The sequence below is a fragment of the Paenibacillus agaridevorans genome, assembly GCF_003112455.1.
Lineage (GTDB): Bacteria > Bacillota > Bacilli > Paenibacillales > Paenibacillaceae > Pristimantibacillus > Pristimantibacillus agaridevorans.
This window is the reverse complement of the sequence record NZ_BDQX01000054.1, coordinates 195,473-215,231: the sequence shown is the minus strand read 5'-3', so window position 1 is coordinate 215,231 and position 19,759 is coordinate 195,473. Positions and strand designations below refer to the sequence as shown.

General features: G+C 54.8%; 18 protein-coding genes, 1 pseudogene and 1 riboswitch. Of the genes and pseudogenes, 9 read left to right on the top strand and 10 right to left on the bottom strand.

Annotated features, from left to right (window positions below; all coding sequences use genetic code 11):
* Positions 1–1,386, bottom strand: a 1,386-nt coding sequence (locus tag PAT3040_RS36825) for a hypothetical protein (RefSeq protein ID WP_181376465.1), incomplete at its 3' end; no start/stop codon positions are given.
* Positions 1,387–1,892: 506 nt separating this feature from the next.
* Between PAT3040_RS36825 and PAT3040_RS06810 the strand changes: the two genes are divergently transcribed.
* Complete coding sequence (locus tag PAT3040_RS06810) at positions 1,893–3,665, top strand: eCIS core domain-containing protein (protein ID WP_219930240.1); 1,773 nt, start codon at positions 1,893–1,895, stop codon at positions 3,663–3,665.
* Between the two features lie 154 nt (positions 3,666–3,819).
* Here the strand turns inward: PAT3040_RS06810 and PAT3040_RS06805 are convergent, their stop codons facing one another.
* Positions 3,820–4,776, bottom strand: coding sequence for an aldolase catalytic domain-containing protein (locus PAT3040_RS06805; RefSeq protein WP_108991986.1), 957 nt, complete (start codon positions 4,774–4,776; stop codon positions 3,820–3,822).
* Positions 4,777–4,941: 165 nt separating this feature from the next.
* Positions 4,942–5,117: riboswitch (cyclic di-AMP (ydaO/yuaA leader) on the top strand.
* 3 nt (positions 5,118–5,120) lie between these two features.
* On the opposite strand from PAT3040_RS06805, the gene PAT3040_RS06800 reads away from it, so the two are divergent.
* Positions 5,121–5,564 carry a hypothetical protein gene (locus PAT3040_RS06800; RefSeq protein ID WP_087566848.1) on the top strand — a complete coding sequence of 148 codons (444 nt, stop codon included), beginning with the start codon at positions 5,121–5,123 and terminating at the stop codon, positions 5,562–5,564.
* A gap of 117 nt (positions 5,565–5,681) precedes the next feature.
* On the opposite strand, the gene PAT3040_RS06795 is transcribed toward PAT3040_RS06800, so the two are convergent.
* The 8 genes from PAT3040_RS06795 to PAT3040_RS39670 all read right to left on the bottom strand — a co-directional run bounded on the left by PAT3040_RS06795 (position 5,682) and on the right by PAT3040_RS39670 (position 13,401).
* The gene (locus PAT3040_RS06795) at positions 5,682–6,464 is read right to left on the bottom strand and encodes an ABC transporter permease (protein WP_087566849.1); all 783 of its coding nucleotides are present in this window, start codon (positions 6,462–6,464) and stop codon (positions 5,682–5,684) included.
* A 10-nt stretch (positions 6,465–6,474) separates the two neighbouring features.
* Positions 6,475–7,281, bottom strand: coding sequence for an ABC transporter permease (locus PAT3040_RS06790; RefSeq protein WP_108991985.1), 807 nt, complete (start codon positions 7,279–7,281; stop codon positions 6,475–6,477).
* Entirely contained in the window at positions 7,278–8,270 is a 993-nt protein-coding gene (locus PAT3040_RS06785) for an ABC transporter ATP-binding protein (RefSeq protein WP_108991984.1), read from the bottom strand. Before PAT3040_RS06785 ends, PAT3040_RS06790 begins: the two co-directional genes overlap by 4 nt.
* Before the next feature lie 435 nt (positions 8,271–8,705).
* On the bottom strand, positions 8,706–9,461 hold the full coding sequence (gene kduD, locus PAT3040_RS06780) for a 2-dehydro-3-deoxy-D-gluconate 5-dehydrogenase KduD (RefSeq protein ID WP_108991983.1): 756 nt from the start codon (positions 9,459–9,461) through the stop codon (positions 8,706–8,708).
* Positions 9,462–9,465: 4 nt separating this feature from the next.
* A complete protein-coding gene (locus tag PAT3040_RS06775; protein WP_108991982.1) occupies positions 9,466–10,260 on the bottom strand; it encodes a DeoR/GlpR family DNA-binding transcription regulator in 795 nt (264 codons plus the stop codon).
* Positions 10,261–10,345: 85 nt separating this feature from the next.
* Complete coding sequence (gene kduI / locus PAT3040_RS06770) at positions 10,346–11,176, bottom strand: 5-dehydro-4-deoxy-D-glucuronate isomerase (RefSeq protein WP_087566854.1); 831 nt, start codon at positions 11,174–11,176, stop codon at positions 10,346–10,348.
* A 238-nt stretch (positions 11,177–11,414) separates the two neighbouring features.
* Entirely contained in the window at positions 11,415–12,224 is an 810-nt protein-coding gene (locus tag PAT3040_RS39675; RefSeq protein WP_307719157.1) for a glycoside hydrolase family 127 protein, read from the bottom strand.
* Positions 12,217–13,401, bottom strand: a complete 1,185-nt coding sequence (locus PAT3040_RS39670; RefSeq protein WP_307719158.1) for a glycoside hydrolase family 127 protein — start codon at positions 13,399–13,401, stop codon at positions 12,217–12,219. The genes PAT3040_RS39675 and PAT3040_RS39670 overlap by 8 nt, the downstream gene beginning before the upstream one ends.
* Positions 13,402–13,449: 48 nt before the next feature.
* On the opposite strand from PAT3040_RS39670, the gene PAT3040_RS06760 reads away from it, so the two are divergent.
* The 7 genes and pseudogenes from PAT3040_RS06760 to PAT3040_RS38455 all read left to right on the top strand — a co-directional run.
* Positions 13,450–13,839: a hypothetical protein gene (locus tag PAT3040_RS06760; protein ID WP_108991981.1), complete on the top strand. Its 390-nt coding sequence runs from the start codon at positions 13,450–13,452 to the stop codon at positions 13,837–13,839.
* 65 nt (positions 13,840–13,904) lie between these two features.
* Positions 13,905–15,029, top strand: a complete 1,125-nt coding sequence (locus PAT3040_RS06755) for an RNA-guided endonuclease InsQ/TnpB family protein (RefSeq protein WP_108991980.1) — start codon at positions 13,905–13,907, stop codon at positions 15,027–15,029.
* Between the two features lie 155 nt (positions 15,030–15,184).
* The gene (locus tag PAT3040_RS06750) at positions 15,185–15,433 is read left to right on the top strand and encodes a helix-turn-helix transcriptional regulator (RefSeq protein ID WP_258234873.1); all 249 of its coding nucleotides are present in this window, start codon (positions 15,185–15,187) and stop codon (positions 15,431–15,433) included.
* A 129-nt stretch (positions 15,434–15,562) separates the two neighbouring features.
* Entirely contained in the window at positions 15,563–17,053 is a 1,491-nt protein-coding gene (locus PAT3040_RS06745; RefSeq protein ID WP_108991978.1) for a sensor histidine kinase, read from the top strand.
* Positions 17,050–17,742: a response regulator transcription factor gene (locus PAT3040_RS06740; protein ID WP_087566858.1), complete on the top strand. Its 693-nt coding sequence runs from the start codon at positions 17,050–17,052 to the stop codon at positions 17,740–17,742. Before PAT3040_RS06745 ends, PAT3040_RS06740 begins: the two co-directional genes overlap by 4 nt.
* Before the next feature lie 141 nt (positions 17,743–17,883).
* Positions 17,884–19,383 (top strand): S-layer homology domain-containing protein, encoded by a 1,500-nt coding sequence (locus tag PAT3040_RS06735; RefSeq protein ID WP_087566859.1) that lies wholly within the window; start codon positions 17,884–17,886, stop codon positions 19,381–19,383.
* A gap of 159 nt (positions 19,384–19,542) precedes the next feature.
* Positions 19,543–19,759 (top strand): annotated as a pseudogene (locus tag PAT3040_RS38455) (hypothetical protein); the annotation flags it as partial.

Below are 19,759 nucleotides of genomic sequence, written 5' to 3'. Positions count from 1 at the left end.
GGGCGGGGGGAGCCGATGTCGGAACTGGCCTCTGGCCGCCGCGGCCAGATCGGCCCGGCTCGGCAGCACGTCCCCCCGCCCTGCTGCAAGCACCAGCGCTTGCCGCCATGCCGTCGCGATCTGTCCAGGAGTGAAATGAAAACGATCCGCGAGCTCAACGGCCAAAGTCCCATAGTCGGGAGCGCCCGGTGAGCTGGCAGCTTCTCCAAGCTCAGCCGCTTGCTTTTGCCACAACTCCGCGCGAACCCGTGCAACGGGCGGCGGCAGCTCCGTGCTCCAGAAGGCGGATCCTTCAGGCAACGGCAATTCGCCGACGGCGCTTCGATCGCGAGCGATCCAGGCGACAAGCGGACGGCCCGCATGATTTGCGTAATCTCGCAGAGAGTCTCGCAGCTGTCCCTGCGACAAACGTTCCTTCCATCCGCCGTTCTCTTCCTCGAAAGCGATAATGGAGTCCGTCATAAGCGCTTCGCGGATAAGGTGATCCATGACGGTGCGAAGTCTCTCGGGTTCGGATGGTAGCGAAGCAAGCGACACGACCAGCAGCCGCTGCCTCCGACGGGCAGCAAGACGGTGCATCAGCGACCGCTTGCCTCCGCCTCGCGCCCCCCACAGCATGACAACAGGCAGACTGTCCGCCGGCCAACTGTCGATCACCTGTCGAAGCACGTCTTCAACTTCCCCGGCTCCCTCCCAGGCAAGCTCGGGGTATTGCTCCGGATCGAGCGATTCCACACATTCGCCCAGCCTTCCGTCGAGCTTCTCCGTATCCAGCAGGAAGGTTACGACACGTTCGTCCAGCCGAAGCGGCGACTTGAGCGCCTGAGCGGAGGATTCGTCCCCTGGCGGCTGAAGCAGCCAGCGGCGGAGCTTGCCGTCTCTTCCTAGCAGGACTCTGCCCAGCTTCCTGTCATCCTCCGAATCTCCCAACAGCCTCAAGGCCAAATCAACCGTTGCCGTTTTTGCAGTTGCATCGTCGTTAAGGTAGCCATACCACTTCTCATAGTTGCGATCTACCTCTACGGCTAGGCAAAGCACGACGCAGCGATATTCCCATACCGTAAGCCGGAGTGACGATGCCAGAGCGTATAGCGGCAGACCGGGTATGTCCCGTGCCCGTTCGGAGGTTTGTTCCTCCGACTCCCTCCGAAACGCCGCATAATCCTGCCAAGCCCTAGCTTTGCTCTCGGCCATCTCCGCAGATTCCTCTTCCAGCAGCTCTTCCCTGCTCACGACCAGTCCCCTAAAGGCTGCAAGCGGATCCACGAACGGATCGTTGCCTCCGAGATCAAGCAGCGCGCGCAGGCCAGCGTCCAGCCAGATTAGTTCGTCCCTAATATGATCAACCGCTCCATAGACGCCAATCGTCTCGTCCGCAGCATTCATTTCCAGCGTTCCCCCGCATTCGGCACAGTCCGTCAACCCGTGCGATAATAACCTATATTTCTGCATTATATCACAGGATTGCCAAATACGTCGGAGTGGAATGATAGAATGCTAGGGCCAATTCGACAGAGCGCTTGGCATATTTTGCAAAAGGGTATGACAGCTCCCGCGGCAATGGGATATAATCGGTTTACGAGAGTTTAAATGAACGTAGTAAAACGAATCTTGCGCTTATTCTCCAGGAAGATGGTGAATCCATGAAGGAATCTGCTGAACGACGACGCGCTCTAACGCGACATGAGCCTAAACTATCAAGGCAGCCGCGATCGTCCCAGCCGGACTCGGCTGCCATTCAGCGCCGAAAGGATGGAAGTCCGACGGGCCAGTTAGCTCGGCTCCAGGCATCTGCGGGCAATCAAGCGGTTCTGCAGAGACTGAAGGACGAATCTACGGAGCTGCATGCCGCATCGCCGTCATCATCTTCCCCTTCCGGAGGGGGGAAAGGCATGCCCGAGGATTTGCAGGCCAAGATGGAACAATCGTTCGGAGCAGATTTCTCCAATGTGCGCATCCATGTCGGATCTCAAGCAAGTCAAGTCGGTGCGCTCGCTTATACGCAAGGTTCGGATATTCACTTCGCCCCGGGACAGTATAAGCCCGATAGCCGCGACGGTCAGCAGCTGCTCGGACATGAGCTGTCCCACGTTATCCAGCAGCGCGAAGGACGCGTCGCACCTACCGACCAGCTCTCTACCGGACACGCGCTTAACGATAGTCCTGCGCTCGAACAAGAAGCCGATCGAATGGGAGCCATGGCAGCAAATGCCCCAGAACCGGAGCATCAAAATCAAGCGGAGTCCGAGAGTGAGGAATTCCAGGATGTCGTTCAGCGCCAAACCGAGGATAAAGGCGGACGGAGCTCAATCTCATCCACTTACGCCGATTCGCCCATCCAGCGTATGCCCCGTCCTTCCGAAGCGAAAAAGCAGCTTGGCGAACCGAAGGAGCATGCCACGATTCAGCCGGATAAGAAGTTCGGCATGGGCGAGACGCTTTCGAAGAACAACACGCATTATCGCGCTCTATTGCGAAAGCTGGAGCTCTTCGACCGTTACGTAGACCAAGAGATCGTTGGGAATACGCCAGAGGAAATCGACGATCAGCTCAATGTGATTATGTCGCTCTACAACGAAGTCGAGAACGTAAGCGATGCCTGCATCAGTCACAATAAGAATGACGACAAGGACTCCAGGGCTGACTATATCCGCAGATTAAAGAAAGCCTTGCCTCTTGAGAAAAGAGCCGTTCGCTCCTCCGCGGCCGAATACAAGCTGGATCCGGCGAAGGATCGCCCGTTATGGGCACTCCTCACGAGCAAAGGCCTGCCGGGGCTTGCGGAAGATTTAAACGGAGTTACGGGCACGGGCGGCAGCAATACGATCGCGCTCTTCGAAATCGGGCCAGATAAAAAAGGGATGTTCAAGGAAACAAAGCTCGCGCTGCGATCCTATGAGGAGATGTCCGAGATGGCGTCCGAGAATAAAAAGGATTCGGCAGACGATGAAAACGGTAACGCAACAATAGATAGCAGAATCGATCGGGCGGGCGCTCGCCTGGCAGCTATGTCCCGATTGGACAAGCTGCTAGACGCAGGCGTCATCGCCGGCGCGGAGATGGCTTTACACAACTCGGGAATTAGCGGATCCGGCGGAAGATATAAATCACTGAAGCCTTTAAACGATGATATTGAAGCGAGCCGCAAAGGATCGTTTAACGTGGATGACCCCGTCTTCCAACGGGCCATGTCGCGCTTGCAGTTAATCGATACGCTCGCCATGCAAGTTGACCTCCAAGGCGGAAACTTCATGATTGAACGGGATGATGACGGCAATGTGCTTGGAGTGAAGGGACTCGGCAACGATATGGCAATCGGCGCACAGACTGATCTGGATTCCAATCATCAGGAATACCCTGGCCTTAGCAAGTTCGTAGACAGAGAACTGGCGAAACGCATCTTGGCTCTCAAGCCGGACGATCTGCGAATACTGATGGAGGATCTTCTTGCTCCTGCGGAGATTAACGCTCTAGTCGATCGGCTCGTCAAGCTCCAGAATCATCTTCGCAAGGAATCGTCGAGACTGCTGGCCAGAGAGGAATGGAGTACCGTCAATGAAATGTTGAGCCAAGGCGACACGAGTTATGGCTCGGACCTCGACATGCCAGCGTCGCATTCGCGGTCTAAGACGGCGCAGCAGGATCCCTCGTCGGAAGACGAATAACCGCATCTGTAATATTAAAAACAACAAAAGCGCCATTCCGGAAGCTGATTAGCTTACCAGAACGGCGCTTTTGTTGTGGCGTCTATGATGTGTTTCATTGTGCGAGCTTAGCTATCTTACAAGATTAACTAGAGCGTGACTTTCCTGACTCCTCTTATTTGGAAATTTCCGGAGTAGTCAGTTGATCGTAGAAATCCACGCCATTGTCCTTGTTCTCGGAAGCGCGCAGCGCCATCGCGGAACGCGGATGCTCGTCGAGAATGCCCGTGATCATGTAAGGGATAATGTAACCCCATTCTTCCTTATCGCGAAGCGGAATCATGTATTTCTCGATCATGTCCAGCACTGGACGCACGTTGTAGCGCGTATTTTGAAGCTGGGAGACGAGCAGTTCCGTGTTGCAGTTGCCCGCAGCGCGGCCCATGCCGTATACGGAAGCATCCAAAAGCTCTACGCCTTTGCCAGCAGCAAGAAGCGTATTGGCGAATGCCAGCTGCAAGTTGTTGTGGGCGTGAATGCCAAGACGTTTGTTCGGGAGATGCTGCTGGAATTTATCCACCAGGTAGGTGAAGTCTTCAGGCTTCAGGCTGCCGTAAGAGTCTACGATGTAGACTACGTCAACTACGCTCTCGTTAATCGCTTGGAACGCTTCGATCAATTGGTTCTCCATGACATTGGACAATGCCATAATGTTAAGCGTCGTCTCGTAGCCGCGGTCGTGGAACACTTTTACCAGTTCAAGCGCCTTGTCCACGTCTTGAATGTAGCAGGCAACGCGGATCAGGTCCAGCAGGCTCTCGCTGCGGGGAAGAATGTCGTTTTCGTCTACGCGCCCGATGTCAACAAGCGCGGACAGCTTCGTATTGCCTTTGTTTGGAATAACCTTCTTTAGGAAGTCGTCGTTAAGGAAACGCCATGGACCGGCGTTTTCGGCGCCTTTGAGCAGCTTCGGAGAGTTTTTGTAACCAATCTCCATATAATCGACTCCGGCTTCGTTAAGGCTATTATAAAGGTGCTGGACAAACTCGATGCTGAAATCCCAGTTGTTGACGAGTCCGCCATCGCGAATAGTACAGTCGACGATTTTGCAGTGACTTGTTTTCGATTGCATACGTACTGCTCCTTTGAATTGAACATGAGTTCATTTTTATCTACCATCATACTTGATAAGCCGCGGGAACGCAAAGAAAATATGTCGCTTTTTGCGATTTTTACGCTCCTCTTGTCCGAATAACTCCTCATTTACAAATGGATATTTTAACGCTAAAATATTATGTAAACAATAACGCTTAATTTCTCCTTCCAGGGAGAAAACGGGGGAACCAACGCGAACCGGTCGCATGGCTGCATGGACCGCACGCAGGGGTGAATCCGGGGATTTGTGCCCCCGGTAGGGTTTTCTCTCTAACCCGAATCCGACAGCTAACCTCGTCAGCGGAAGAAGGAGAGATGAACATGTCTTTATTCCTGGAAAATTCTTCATTCCCCATCGAGCTGCCTCAGCATGTCAACATCAGCCGCATCGAACTATTCGTCATTCCCGCTCTCGCCGTCGACTCGACCGGATTTCGTGTATGTCTCAGGCTGACCAGCGATCTTGGCATCGGCTGGAGCGAACAATTCATCTGCGAGAACGACGCCAGCTTCGATCTGGAGCATTGGAGAGAGCTTCTTCAATCGTTCATTGGCCGCTTCCCGCTTACTTCGGTAACCGAACGTTTGACCGAAATTATTATGAGCAGAGGGGAATCCGACAAGCGGGTGTGTCAGATGTTCATCACCGGCATGGAGCAGATTCGGGAGATGGGCATGATGCCAGGCATCGGTTCTGTCACTGCCTTCCAGGCCGAGGAATCCGTGCTGCAACAACGCGCCGTCGCCTACCTGTCGCTGGATTAGGGAGCACTGCAAGTGGAAATGTCGGACTCCTTAATTCATGGGGCCGCGTAATGAAAAAGAGCCCGGGCACCATCCACGGTGGATGTTGTTCGGGCTCTTGGTCTGTACTTCTTGCCGTCAAGAACCGGTTGAGCGGTAATGCCTGACACCGATCCTCCATACCAGCAGGCATGGGAGCAGAAATAACAGACCTCCGAAAGGCACCAGCATTCCTGTTACCCAGCTCCCCTCCTCTTTGTCCAGCAAATACATAAGGGGCAAATACGTCACGCACCCGAACGGGACGATAAACGTAAAGAAGCGAGTCACCCACTTCTCATAGATCGTCAGCGGATATTGCGCCATCTCGCGGCCTCCGTCGGTGAACACGTTCGCGATCTCAATCGCTTGTATGGTCCAGAAGCAGAATGTAGCCGCCAGGATAAAGATGCCCGTGAAGATCATCACGCCGTTAAATACCATAAAGAACAGCGTAATCGCTTTGGGAAAACTCCATACTTGAGGTAGATTCGCGATGGACCAGATCAGCACAATCGTGCTCTGCAGCAAACGTCCGATACGCGTGAATTCGAACTTCGAGCCCAGCACCTGGACGACAGTGCCGCGCGGCCTTACCAGCAAGCGGTCGAAGTCTCCGCTGGCGACCAGGCTGGAGAAGGCGTCGAATCCTCTGGCGAAGCATTCGCTAAGAGAAAACGACAAGTGAATGACCGCGAAGCAAAGCGTCACCTCGAAGAAACTCCAGCCCTCCAACTGCCCGAATCGCTCGAACATGAAATACAGCCCCCCGAATACCATAAACGGGATAAAAAATTGACCTATGCTTAGCAGCAAGAACGAGGCTCTGTACTGCAGCTGCGACTTGAGTTGAATATTCAAATAACGGAAATATAATGACATCGTGTTCTCCTCACCCTCCTTGCACAACGACGTTGCGAAGCGCCTTGCGCATCAGCCACATGCCGAACGCAGCCAATGCCGCTATCCAACCAAACTGTACGCCGATGCCGATCAGCGCTTCTTGCTGCGGGATATGTCCCGAATAGACGCGGAACGGGAAGTCTGTCGTCCAGCGAAACGGCAGCGCATACGTTATTCGCTGCAGCCACTCCGGCATAAGCGGCACAGGGATGACCATGCCCGCCAGAAACTCTCCCGCCACCGAGATCATAAGCATGGATCCCGTCGGCGACATCGTCCAGAATACCGAGATGTAAATCAGCATGGAAATCGCCACGACGAGAATCAGGCCAAGCAGCAGCGACACGACAAACAACAGCAGCGCAGTCCAGCTTGGAGGAGCGCTTAGCCCGTAAGGCTCCGGCAGCAGAAACACAACCGTCGTAATTGGAAAGCAGCGAAGCACGGCGCCCGCCACCCGCTGGGCAAGCAGCTTGGAAAACCAGAACGGGTACAGCCCCATCGGCCTGCACAACTCGTATGCGATATTGCCGCTCGTAACCATGGCGAATATTTCGTTATCCCTGATCCACAACATAATTAAGGAAAGAAAAATTTGTTGGAGCCATACGTAAGTAATTAAGTCCTGAAGGGGAAAAGCAGTGGAATCCCCGCCGCCGCTTCTGTAGAAGGCCGCGAAGATCATAATGAAGACAAATCCGAAAAACAGCTGAGTGGCCATGCCGGCCAGCGCCGCCGCGCGGTATTGCATGCCGTTGATAAAGCGCAGCCGCCAGATCGAAACGTAGGCTCTCATATTTGATGCTCCTCATACAGCTGCACGATCATCTCGTCAATGTCCTTGGAGTCGACGCTGATATCCAACAGCTCGACCGATCCCGACAGCTGCGCAATGACGTCCGCCAGTACGACGGATTCCGTATCGAAACTGTATACGGCACGCTCTGTCGACCATTGCAGTCTCGTCGCGCCAGGAATATCGACCGGCTCCCCCACGTATTCGCGGTAGTCTGCCGTAATCGTACGTCCTGTGCCGAAGCGGCTTCGCAGCTCTTCCAACGAACCATCATAAAGCAACGTTCCTTTGCCGATCATGAGAATCCGGTCCGCGAGCGCCTCGATATCGCTCATGTCATGCGTCGTCAGGATGACGGTGACGCCCCGCTCCTGATTAATCCTGCGAATAAAGCTTCTGACCGCAAGCTTGCTGACGGCATCCAGCCCGATCGTCGGTTCGTCGAGGAACAGAATCTTGGGGCTGTGGAGCAGCGATGCCGCAATCTCGCATCGCATCCGCTGTCCGAGACTAAGCTGCCTGACCGGAACGCCAAGCAGATCTGCGAGCGCAAGCATTTCCGTCAATACGGCCAGGTTTTCCCTGTACATCTCATCCGGAATCCGATAGATGTCGCGCAGCAGTTCGAAGGAGTCGATGACCGGGACATCCCACCAGAGCTGCGAGCGCTGGCCGAATACGACGCCGATATGCCGTACATAATCCGTTCTTTCCTTCCACGGCGTATACCCCATGATGGAGCAGGTGCCGCCGTCCGGCACAAGAATGCCGCTCATCACCTTGATCGTCGTCGACTTCCCGGCGCCGTTTGGCCCGATATAACCGACGATCTCTCCTTCGTTGACCGTGAAGGAGATGTCTTTTAATGCTTCCACGATACGATGCTTGCGAACAAACAGTGCCTTCGCCGCCTGACGCAGCCCCGCGGTGCGCTCTGCTACCTTGAAGCTTTTGCCGATGCCAGTTAACTGAATAATACCTTTTTCCATAGTTGTAAGCGTTATCCTCCTGTTAGAGTCGGAAGAAGAATATATCTCATACGACGGAGGTTGTAAAGGGGTAATTTAAAAAAGATTCGTGAATGAAGTAAAGCTATCCTTTCTTCCTTTTCTTTTCTCCACCGTACGTTTGCATTTCACTGGCTTTGCGGCACAATGGTGGCTAACTTGCACTTTTGCTTCATAGACGCTATTTTCGCCTTTGGACGCTAATCGGAGTTACTTTCCGATCCAACGGCGTTTTTAACGCCTACAGCTGCTCGTTCGCCTACTTTTTGGTGCCATAAGCGTTACTAACGCCTATGGCTGCTAATAAGAGTTACTTCCTGCTGAAGCTCATTATCCACAGTTTGGTATGTCGTATAATTCCTAAAAAAAATCTCCAAGCGGAGTCATTATCCGCTCGGAGATATTACCTGCAATCTATTATCTAACCAGCCATCCGCCATCAACGGCTAGGATATGGCCGTTCATGTAGTCGGATGCAGACGAAGCAAGGAAGACGGCCGGGCCGATCAGATCCTCGGACGTGCCCCAACGGCCGGCCGGGATGCGCTGCAGGATCTGCGTGCTGCGGACAGGATCTTCGCGCAGCGCTTCCGTGTTGTCCGTGCTCATGTAGCCCGGCGCGATCGCGTTCACTTGAAGTCCCTTGGCCGCCCACTCGTTCGCCAGCGCCTTCGTGAGGCCGGCAACCGCATGTTTGCTCGACGCGTAGCCCGGCACCGTAATGCCGCCTTGGTACGAGAGCATCGACGCGATATTGATAATTTTGCCGGAGCCTTGGGCAATCATATGTTTGCCCGCGAGTTGGCAAAGGACGAACACCGAATTCAGGTTGACGTCCATTACGTCCTGCCAGTCCTCATAGCTGTGCTCTACGGCAGGGGTACGGCGGATAATGCCAGCGTTGTTGACCAGGATGTCTACGCCGCCAAGCTCGTCTACCGTACGCTCAACTATGCCCGGAAGCTTGGTGCGATCGCCTACATCCGCCTGAATCGTAATCGCTTTGCGTCCCATCTCCGCGATTTTTGCAGCGGACTTGTCCGCCGGCGTCCGGTTTGTGACCAGCGCCACATCGGCGCCCGCCTGGGCAAGTCCTAATGCGATAGCCTCGCCGAGTCCTCGGCCCGCTCCGGTCACGATCGCTTTTTTGCCCGTCAGATCAAATAAAGCCATTTGCCTACACCTTTCCTCTCGTTCGTTTTCCGCTAGCCGGAACCTCCGCCTTCATAATCGTCAGTCCCAGCGCTTCGTAACGCTCCTCCACTTCGGGCGAAATGCCGCCATCCGTTATGATGCAATGAACATCGTTTAACGCCGCATACGTAATAAGCGCGCCCCTGTCGAATTTGCTGTGGTCCGCGATGACATACGTCCGCCTGGCGTTGTCGATATAAAGCCGCTTGAGCTTGGCCAGCTCTTCGGTAAAGATCGTAAGTCCGTATTCCGGATGAATGCCCGTCGTCGACAGAAACAGCTTGTGTACGTTAAGCCGGTTGATCCACTCCTGCGATTCTCCGCCGATGAGCAAGTTGTTATGGCGATACCCGCCGGGAACGACGAGCCGTATCGCATCCTTCATTGTCAGCTCTCGAATAATGAGCAGATCGTTGGTCAACACCGTAAGCGGCATATTGGGCAATTGCCTCGCCAGCTCCAGCGTGGAGCTGCCCGCATCGAGCGCGATGATGTCGTTCGGTTCGATGCAGCTAAGCGCCAGGGTTGCGATTGCCGCCTTCTCCGCCTGATGTTTGGCATTCGGAATCTGAAGCGGCAGGAAGCTGTCCTCGCCTCCCTGCTCCAGTACCGCGCCGCCATGCGTCCGTTTGAGCAGGCCTTTCTCCTCAAGCTTCTCCAGATCCTCGCGGACCGTCTTCTCCGTTACCGAAAATAACTCGCTCAGCTCCGACACTTTAACCGCGCCGCTCTCGCCCAGCTTCTCGATGATTCTCCGATGGCGTTCTGCAGCAAGCATGGCGCCCCTCCTCCATTAAAGCTTCATGGAGCTATTCTACCACATAGGAATTTATAAGTGACCTGGGAAGAAGTTCGATCGTTTTTTACTTCAGGCCGCTTGCCGGAACAACATCCATGTCCGTAAATGTGTAGTTCTCGCCGGCCATCGACCAGCAGAACGTGTAGTTGCTCGTGCCTACGCCGGAGTGGATCGACCATGGAGGCGAAATGATCGCCTGCTCGTTGCCCACGACCAGATGACGCGTTTGCGAAGGCTCGCCCATCATGTGGAAGACGCGAGTCTCTTCGGCCATATCGAAGTAGAGATAGGCTTCCATGCGACGGTCATGCACGTGGGAAGGCATCGTGTTCCATACGCTGCCCGTCTGCAGGCTTGTTACGCCCAGCATCAGCTGGCAGCTTTGAATGCCGTCGGCATGAATGTATTTGTACAGGACGCGCTCGTTGGATGTCTCTTGCGCGCCCAAATTAAGCGGGTTCGCTTCTTCGCGCGTCATCTTGCGGGTAGGCAGCTCTGCATGAGCCAACGCAGAACAGAAGTACAGCTTGGCCGGATTCGCGGAATCCTTGCTCGCCAGCTTCACATCGCGTTTGCCTTTGCCAACGTACAGCACGTCCAGCTTGTCCAGCTCGTACGCTTCGCCGTCCACCGTAATAATGGCAGGACCGCCAATGCTGAGAAAGCCGATCTCGCGGCGTTCCAGGAAATATTCCGTGCGAAGCGCGTCGCCCGCATCCAGAGCAATCTCTTCGCCCACTGGCTGAGCGCCGCCGACTACCATGCGGTCATAATGCGTGTATGTCATGTTGAGCTTGTTCGGCTCGAACAGGCTTTCGATCAGAAACTCCTGGCGCAGTCTCTCCGTATCGTATTGTTTTACATCGGTTGGGTTGGTCGTATGACGAATATCCATGAATGAATAGCCTCCTTAGGATTTTGTCCGGCAGCTTCGCACCATCTGGCGCTAAACATACCGAAAACGTTTGTTTTTGTTCATTTATAATCATATCACACATTTTCGAACTTAAATAGACCCCATTTTTTAAACTCTTTTTGTAAAAAGGAAATTCCCTGCCAAAAATAAATGGAAGCGGAATGGCCTTCGAAGAGGCCTATCCCGCTTCCATCGCTATCTTGATAAAGACTGATGATCAGGCTTGAGCTGCAAGCTCCTTGATCCATACGGCCATCTCGCCTTTGCCCCTGTTCGCCCAGGCATAATAGGGGATAAACGTGACGGAAGCCGGCACCGTCGTCCTTGCCTCGTCCGCTCTGTACAACGCCGAACCCCTGCCCTGTTGCCCGCTGTCGTCATCGGCCAGTCGGCATGCAGCTCCTTGCACCGTCATGATGCCGCCTAGCAGATCAGCACGCCACTGGGCTTCTAGAGCAGTACCGGCTGCCAACATGATGCCGCCAAGCTGAGAGCCGTTGTCCGCCTCCTCCAGACAATAGACGAACGGGCCGCGCTGCAGCGCAATTTTGCCGACATTGTAACGCACAAGCGGGTGACTTCTAACGCGCTGTACCGGCATCACGAAGACGATATCCAATACATCGCCGTCCTGCCAGTGCCGGCGAAGCCGGATAAAGCCGTTCTCGACCGGCAGTCCCGATAACGTCTCGCCGTTAAGCCTCACGGATATAGACGGACTCCAACCTGGCATGCGTATTGCCAGCTCGAATTCAAGCGATCCGTCCAGCTTGATCTCATAGCCGGTCTCGCCGCTCCAGGGCAAACTCGAACGCTGCTTGAGACCAAGCGAGCCGCCGCTCAGATCAAAGGCAGCTTCCCCGCCGATAAACAGATTGGAATAGATGACATCGCCATGAACGGTATAGACATAATCGCCAAGCGATGCCAACAGCCGCGCAATATTCGGCGGGCAGCATGCACAGCCGAACCATTCTTGACGTACCGGTTTCACATGGTTGAATCCAGGATTCCCTCCTTCACACACATGAGGGGCTGCCTCCAACGGATTGACGTAGAAGAAGCTGCGCCCATCCTGCGCCCGCAAGCACCGTGTTGTAGAGCGCGCGCTCCATAACGTCGGCGAACTCCCCCTTAGGATTCAGCTCCATCATTCGTTTGGCGAAAAAAATCAAGCCAATCGATGCGCATGTCTCCGCATAGGCTGTATCGTTAGGCAAGTCGTAGTCTACTGTAAACGCCTCCCCAGCAGCCGTCGCGCCGATGCCGCCAGTTACGTACATCTGGCGTTCCGTGATGTTGCGCCACAGCCTCTCGCACGCTTCCGCGAGCGCAACATCCCCCGTCGCCTTCGCCACGTCCGCCATCCCGGCGCACATATAGACGACGCGCACCGCGTGGCCGACGGCGACCGACTGCTCCCGGACGGGAAGATGCGCCTGAAAGTACGCATGTTTGGTCTTGCCGATCTCGCCTTTATGCCAATGCGGCGTCCGGCCGCGGCGATCCGCTTCCGCTTCGAAGAAACTCGGCGAATTGCCCCGCTCGTCGATGAAATACCGCGCAAGCGCCATATAGCCGTCGTTGCCGGTCGCGCGGGCCAGCTTTGCCAGAGCCAGCTCGACCTCCTGATGGCCGTCGTAGCCCGGTATTTGGCCCGGACCGTTCCCGAACGTCTCGCCGATCAGGTCGGCGAATCGGCAGGCGATGTCCAGCAGCGCGGTCTTGCCCGTAGCCTCGTAATAAGACACCGACGCTTCCATCAGATGGCCCGCGCAATACAGCTTGTGGCATTCCGTCAAATTCGTAAATCGTTTGCCCGGCTCCTTCAACGCGTAGAACGTGTTCAGATAACCGTCCGCTTCCTGCGCCCTCTCTATTGTGGCGATCAGCTCGTCCGCAACGGCCTCAAGCTCCGGCTCCCGTCTCTCCCGCAGCAAGTATCCGACCGCCTCCAGCCACTTGTACAAATCGCTATCCTGGAACACAAACCCGCCGAATTCCGCTTCCAGTTCCCCTGCCGCAGCCTTCATATTTCGTACAGCGCGGCTTGGCTCGGCTCCTTCCACCCTGTCGTTCAGCGCTTCCCATTGATACGGAACGACCACGTTGCGTACAAGATCGCGATATCCGTTCCAGAAAACATCGTCCACCTTCACTCTGTGAAAGGCGCAAAAGAGCGGACCGTGTTCTATTGGGTTCATTTCCACGTGCCGGCTTCCTGGTGCGTATCGGAGGATGCGCAGCCCCCCATGCCAAGTCACGATCTGCACAAGCAACAATATTTGACGGCGCCGTATTTTCTACAAATCCGTCAAAGCTGGACGCTACCTTATCCAGAACAGGCATATCGGCTATTGTCCAAGCTGAACGAGGCAGCGGCGGAGAAGCAGTCCCGTTCCTTCTGGACTCGCCAGCAGACGTTCGAGGAGCTGCTGCGCCTGCTGGATTTGCGGCAGCACGAAGGTTACGCGAGCCCTGCCGTCATGGTCGCCGAGAACGCGGAAGCCTACCTGAAAGCCCGCTACCGTTCTCCCGTAACGGGGAGATGCTTTCCGTCGCGCTCAACTTTCATCAAAATCGCCCAGGATAATCCCGACTTCTATAAGCGGGGTAGGAATGGGCGTCAGGCGTTAGCCTGAAAGATATTTCGTATGTTCTTGTTCTCCCTGCTATGCTAAAATAAGGATAGAAAGGAGGCGAACGTATGATCGCGACTGTGACTGCTAAACTCAAAATAAAACCGTCAGAAAGTCAAATGAGGGCACTGCAACAAACGATGATCGCTTATCGGCAGGGATGCGATTTTGTCTCTGCTCTTGTGTTCGAGAAGAGAGAGCTTGGGCAGCCTGCCTTGCACCGAATGACGTATCAGCCCCTTCGCAGCACGCTGGGCCTGCGCTCTCAAATGGCTCAGTCGGTAATGAAAACCGTGATTGCCAAATACAAAGCCCTTCGGAGTAACGGCCATGTCTGGACGCTTGTACGCTTTAAGAAGCCGGAATATGATCTTGTCTGGAACCGGGATTATTCGCTGAACCTGGGCGCTGGGCTGTTCTCCGTCAATACGCTGCAGGGCCGTATCAAGGTTCCTTTCGAAGCGAAAGGAATGGAAGCTTATTTCGACGGTTCGTGGACTTTCGGTACGGCCAAGCTGGTGTATAAAAAGCGGAAGTGGTTTTTGCATATTCCGGTATCGAAAGAAATAGCCGTTCCTGAGCCGGCAGAAATCGCACACGTCGTTGGCGTTGATCTGGGCGTCAACTTTGTAGCCACGGCGTATGACACCGATGGCAAAACCGTATTCTTTCGAGGAAGAGAGCACAAACAAAAACGAGCGAACTACAAGAGATTGCGTTCGGAGCTGCAGCGCAAACAAACGCCTTCGTCCCGTCGCAGGCTGAAGCAAATCGGAGAACGAGAAAACCGCTGGATGACCGATGTTAATCATCAAGTCAGCAGGGCACTCGTGACCCGGTATGGGGCGAATACGCTGTTTGTACTGGAAGATTTGACAGGGATTCGGGGAGCAACGGAAAAGGTCAGGCGTAAACATCGCTATGTGACGGTGTCGTGGGCGTTCCGCCAGCTTCGCGAGATGGTCACGTACAAGTCGCAGCTTGCGAAAGCGATGACCATTGCCGTAGATCCAAAACACACCTCGCAAGCCTGTCCGATATGCAGTCACACGGCAAAAGAGAACCGAGATAAACGGAGGCATCGATTCCATTGCCTGGCCTGTGGCTATGCAAGTAATGATGACCGGATCGGTGCGATGAATCTCTGTCTGAAGGGAAAAGAGTACCTTCTACAAGGTGCAGGTCTAGCATGACTAGGCTTGCAGGGTAGCTGTCAGTCTGCCCATCGGTAAGCGAAGGCTTATCCGAGGATGTAACACCACGTTCTCTTCTGAACGCAAAAGATCGGAGTCTTAAAGACGTTTGTACGATCGGGTCGTTACAAGCTCCCACTTCAAACGATAGTTAAGTGGAGGTCATTGACTACAATTACATCACGCGCTGCATGAAAAGCGTATTCGGCCAGACGCCCATGGAATATCTAATGGAACTCCGGCTGGAGCAAGCCAGACTCTTGCTGCTAAAGACGGACTGGCCCGTCTCCGAGATCTCCGCCAGCGTCGGCTTCGAGCATGTCCCTTATTTCACGACCCGCTTTACGAGGGCCCACGGCCTTGCTCCCACCAGATTCCGCGACAGGTACCGCACGCACTTCTAGCCCTTCGTTGCAGCCCCTCTTTCTACCATGTTGCATCGATCGTGCTTCTATGCGACAATGGCGAACAACAGAAACCGCGGGACTTGCACGTTTTGCAAGCACGCTCCGCGCAGGAGGTTTCCGCCAGCCATGTCCATCCGATTCCGATTGCTGCTATCTTTCTCGTCCGTCGTCCTCTTGTCCGTCGTTTTGTTCGTCGCGGCCGCCTACCTGCTCTCGGTAGCCGTCACGGGCGACTTCCGAAGCATCGGCAGCTTCTACCGCATCCATTATTCGCTTCACCCGCTGTCCGGCGAAGAAGAGAACATCTTCCTGGAGCTCAAATATTTGGCCAAACACGACCCCGGACAATTGCGCGACCCGGAGCTTCTCGAGAGCTACGACATGACGCTCAAAATGGTGCAAGCCAGCCTGGTCGTCCGGGAAAACGAACGGATCGTCTACGTGACGCCGACGTTAAATCAAAAAAATCTCCCAAAGCTGCTTCCTCCCTACGAGTTGGGCAACTTCGGCATACGCGGCACGATGAATCTGGAGAACCGTTTTTTCTCCTACTCCAAATTCGACTTCGCGTTCGCCGACTCTCCTAACGACCTTGGAAGCATCTACGTGCTGCGGGAGCGCAGTCCGTTCGCCGAGCTGGTACGCACGCTGCTGCCCATACTCATCGCCGTCTTCGTCGCGGTGCTGCTTCTGACCGGCTTGCTGCTCTACAGATACGTCACGCGTAAAATCGTCAAGCCGCTCGACGAGCTGAGGAAATCCGCCGAATTTATCAAGGAAGGCAACTTGTCCTACCAACTGAACCCGCAATCCGGCGACGAGGTCGGGCAACTTGTCATGAGCTTCGAGGAAATGAGGTTGAAGCTGGACGAATCCATTAGGCTGCAGCTCCGTTACGAGGAGAACCGGAAGGGACTCCTCTCCAACATCTCTCACGATCTCCGAACGCCCATCACGACGATTAAAGGGTATGCGGAAGGCATTCGCGACGGCGTGACGGATACGGAGGAGAAGCTTCGGCGTTACGTAAACGCCATCCATACGAGAGCCACGGACATGGAACTGCTCGTGGACGAGCTGCTATATTTCTCCAAGCTGGACATGAACAAGGAGCCCTATTCGTTCGAGAAGCTGGATCTCCGCGCCTTCCTTCACGCGACATTGGACGAAATGGGGATCGAGCTGGAGCAGCAAGGCGTTGAGCTCGTATGGGATCACGGCGACGGCAAGCCGCTAACGGTTCTGGCCGATCGAGAGAAGCTCCGGCGGGTCGTCGTCAACCTGACGGACAACGGCATGAAGTTCATGAAGGAAGAGCCGAAGATTCTGACCATCGGCATGTTGAAACGAGACGAGCTCGCTATCGTCACGATTAAGGACAACGGCATTGGCATCGATGCTTCGACGCTCCCCCATATTTTCGAGAGATTCTATCGGGGAGAAGCTTCCCGGAGCCCCAATACGCCGGGAAGCGGACTCGGCTTGGCCATTGCGAAGGGTATTATGGAAGGACACGGAGGCTTAATCCGGGCGGAGTCCAGCCCTGGACGAGGAACCGTGGTCGTGCTGGAATTCCCGCTTATTCTAGAAGACGAAGCAAGGAGTACGGAGCCATGAGACGAATACTGATCATCGAAGACGACAACTATATCGCGGAGCTGCAGCGGGATTACTTCCAGCTTCACGACTTCTCTGTAACGATATGCGGGGACGGCAAGCAAGGTCTGGAGGAGGCGCTTCGTGGCGATTTCGTTCTTGTCATTGTCGATCTGCAACTGCCTGGCGTGGACGGATTCGAAATTTGCAGACAAATTCGGGAGAAGCGGGATATGCCGATCCTGATCGTCTCCGCCAAAAAAGAAGAGATCGACAAAATCAGAGGTTTCGGTCTCGGCGCCGACGATTTCGTTACGAAACCCTTTAGTCCGAACGAGCTTGTCGCCAGGGCGAAGGCGCATCTGGCAAGGTACGAGCGATACAACGGCGGCCGCGATAACGGCACTGCCGACGTCATCGCCATTCGCGAGCTGTCCTTGCATAAGACCTCGCGGCGAGTCTACGTCCGGGATCGCGAGATCGCGCTGACGGCGCGGGAATATGACGTGCTGTTGTTCCTCGCGTCCCACCCAAACCGCGTATTTAGCAAGGACGAACTGTTCGAGCGGATCTGGGGCTTCGATTCCAACGGCGACATCGCCACCGTCACCGTTCATATTTCGCGCATTCGGGAGAAGATCGAAGGAGATCCCTCCAATCCGCAGTTCATCGAGACCGTGTGGGGCGCCGGTTACCGGTTCAACGTCTAGCCGCATCGCTGCCCGGCGGCCGCCTTTTCCGATTGTTAACGCTCCGTTTATAAAATGTTTATATTTTATTATCCTCCCGTTTAGAGTCGGCGTTTATGCTATTGCTATAGCCACTCACCACATTCTCGGGAGGAATCCAATATGAAAAACGCTACGAATCAAAAAGCAATCGCAATCGCGCTTATATCCGCTTTGCTGGGAGGCGGAAGCCTGCTGCCCGTCCAAGCAAGCGCCAATTCAGCGGCGCCGGCGCCCCTCGTACAGAACTTGAACAACGTTAAGCTCGACGCAGCTTACAGCGATGCCATAGAACGACTAATCGAGAAAGGCGTCCTGCAAGGATACGGCAATGGCGATATTCGCCCCAACAACAACGTATCGAACGCGGAGCTCATCAAAATGGTGCTTCTGGCTCTCGAGGTGGAGGCAGAACCCGCTTCGCAAGGATCGGGCGCACGTTGGTATGACGCTTATATCGCATCGGCTGTCGAGCATGGCCTTCTGGCCGGCGCGGACGAACTGGTGCCGAACGATTCTGCTACGACATCTTCGCTGACCGGCCTGATTGCCAAGGCGTTGCAACGCGATGCCAAATCCGTCGCCTACTGGATGGAGCAGCTGTCGATCAACAGCGCGGACGGGCTGACGCGGGGCGAGACGGCTGCGCTTTTAGTATCTGCAGAGCAAGGAATTCGGTCGGCAGACGCCGAGATCGTATCCGTCAAGGCGCTTAACCGGATAACGCTGGAAGTCACGTTCGACGCCCCTCTTGCGCTGGAGGACGAGACGACGGCCGCGGCTTCGGAAAACTTCAAGTTCGACGGCGACTTGGGACTCGTTAACCAGCCTCGCCTTAAGACCGGCTCCTTCGCCACATACATCGTTCCGGTCAAAACGATGACGGAGGATTCGTATTCCCTGAGCTACAAGGGCAAACAATCTTTCGAGATCGACTCCAATCACGACCTGCTCGTCCTGAACAATGTTCGCCAGGTAACGGCCGATACGATCGAGGCGGTATCCTCCCGCGAGGACGGCATCATCGACTACGGCTACATGATTTCGGCTTATGCGGGAGGCAGAGGGGCCAATGCAGTGATACTGGATGAGGAAAACCGGCTAAACGGCAAACCGATGTCCATCATCTCCTCGCTGGCGACGCGGAAAGCTACTCTCACGCCGGAAGCCGGCGAGCCGATCGAAGTGAGCTATGTAGGTTTCACGCAATCGACGGATGGCAAGCAGGAGCCTAAATTCCGACTGCCGCAAGGCCAAACGCTGAAATCCGGTGTCCGGTACACGTTGACGTCCGACTGGTTCGAGCTAAAGGAAAACGAGTTCGTAGCCTCCGAATTCCAGCCGTTGACGATCGCATCCGCAGAAGCGCAGGACGAGAAGACGCTCCTCGTTACCTTGTCGGAGGATCCGGGCGATGAACTGTTCGCTTACCGCTCCGTCCAATTAAAAGGTGCCGACGGCTCCGTTTTATCCGCGCAGTACAAAGTTCAGACGCGCAAGGGCGCCACAGGCACGTTCGAGATCCAGAATGATGGCAAACTTACGGCTGGCGTAGCGTATGAGGTGGTGCCGGTCGGGAGCTGGTCCGTCTCCGAGCAAGTTACCGTGACGCTCGACAACTAATCCTTTCCTTTTTCAATCTACAAAGCCGATTCGCGCCCTTGGAGGGCCGGATCGGCTTTATTCTCGTTTAGAAATATGCACACTTTAAAATAAGGTTGAATATTTATTTATACTAATGTATATTTATACAGTATTAATGAATAAACGGAGGGATCGGCAATGGAACAAGTATTATCAGGGCAACCCTCGACGGCCGCAAGCACGACCGCCGAACTGCTTCAGACAGCCCGCAAGCATCTATTATTTACCGCCAATCGGCCCGAAATCGTCATGGCTTCCGGTCAAGGCATGTATATACAAGATACGGAAGGACGATCCTATATAGACTTTGTCGGCGGTTGGGCAGTCAACGCGCTGGGCCATTCCCCGGCTGTAC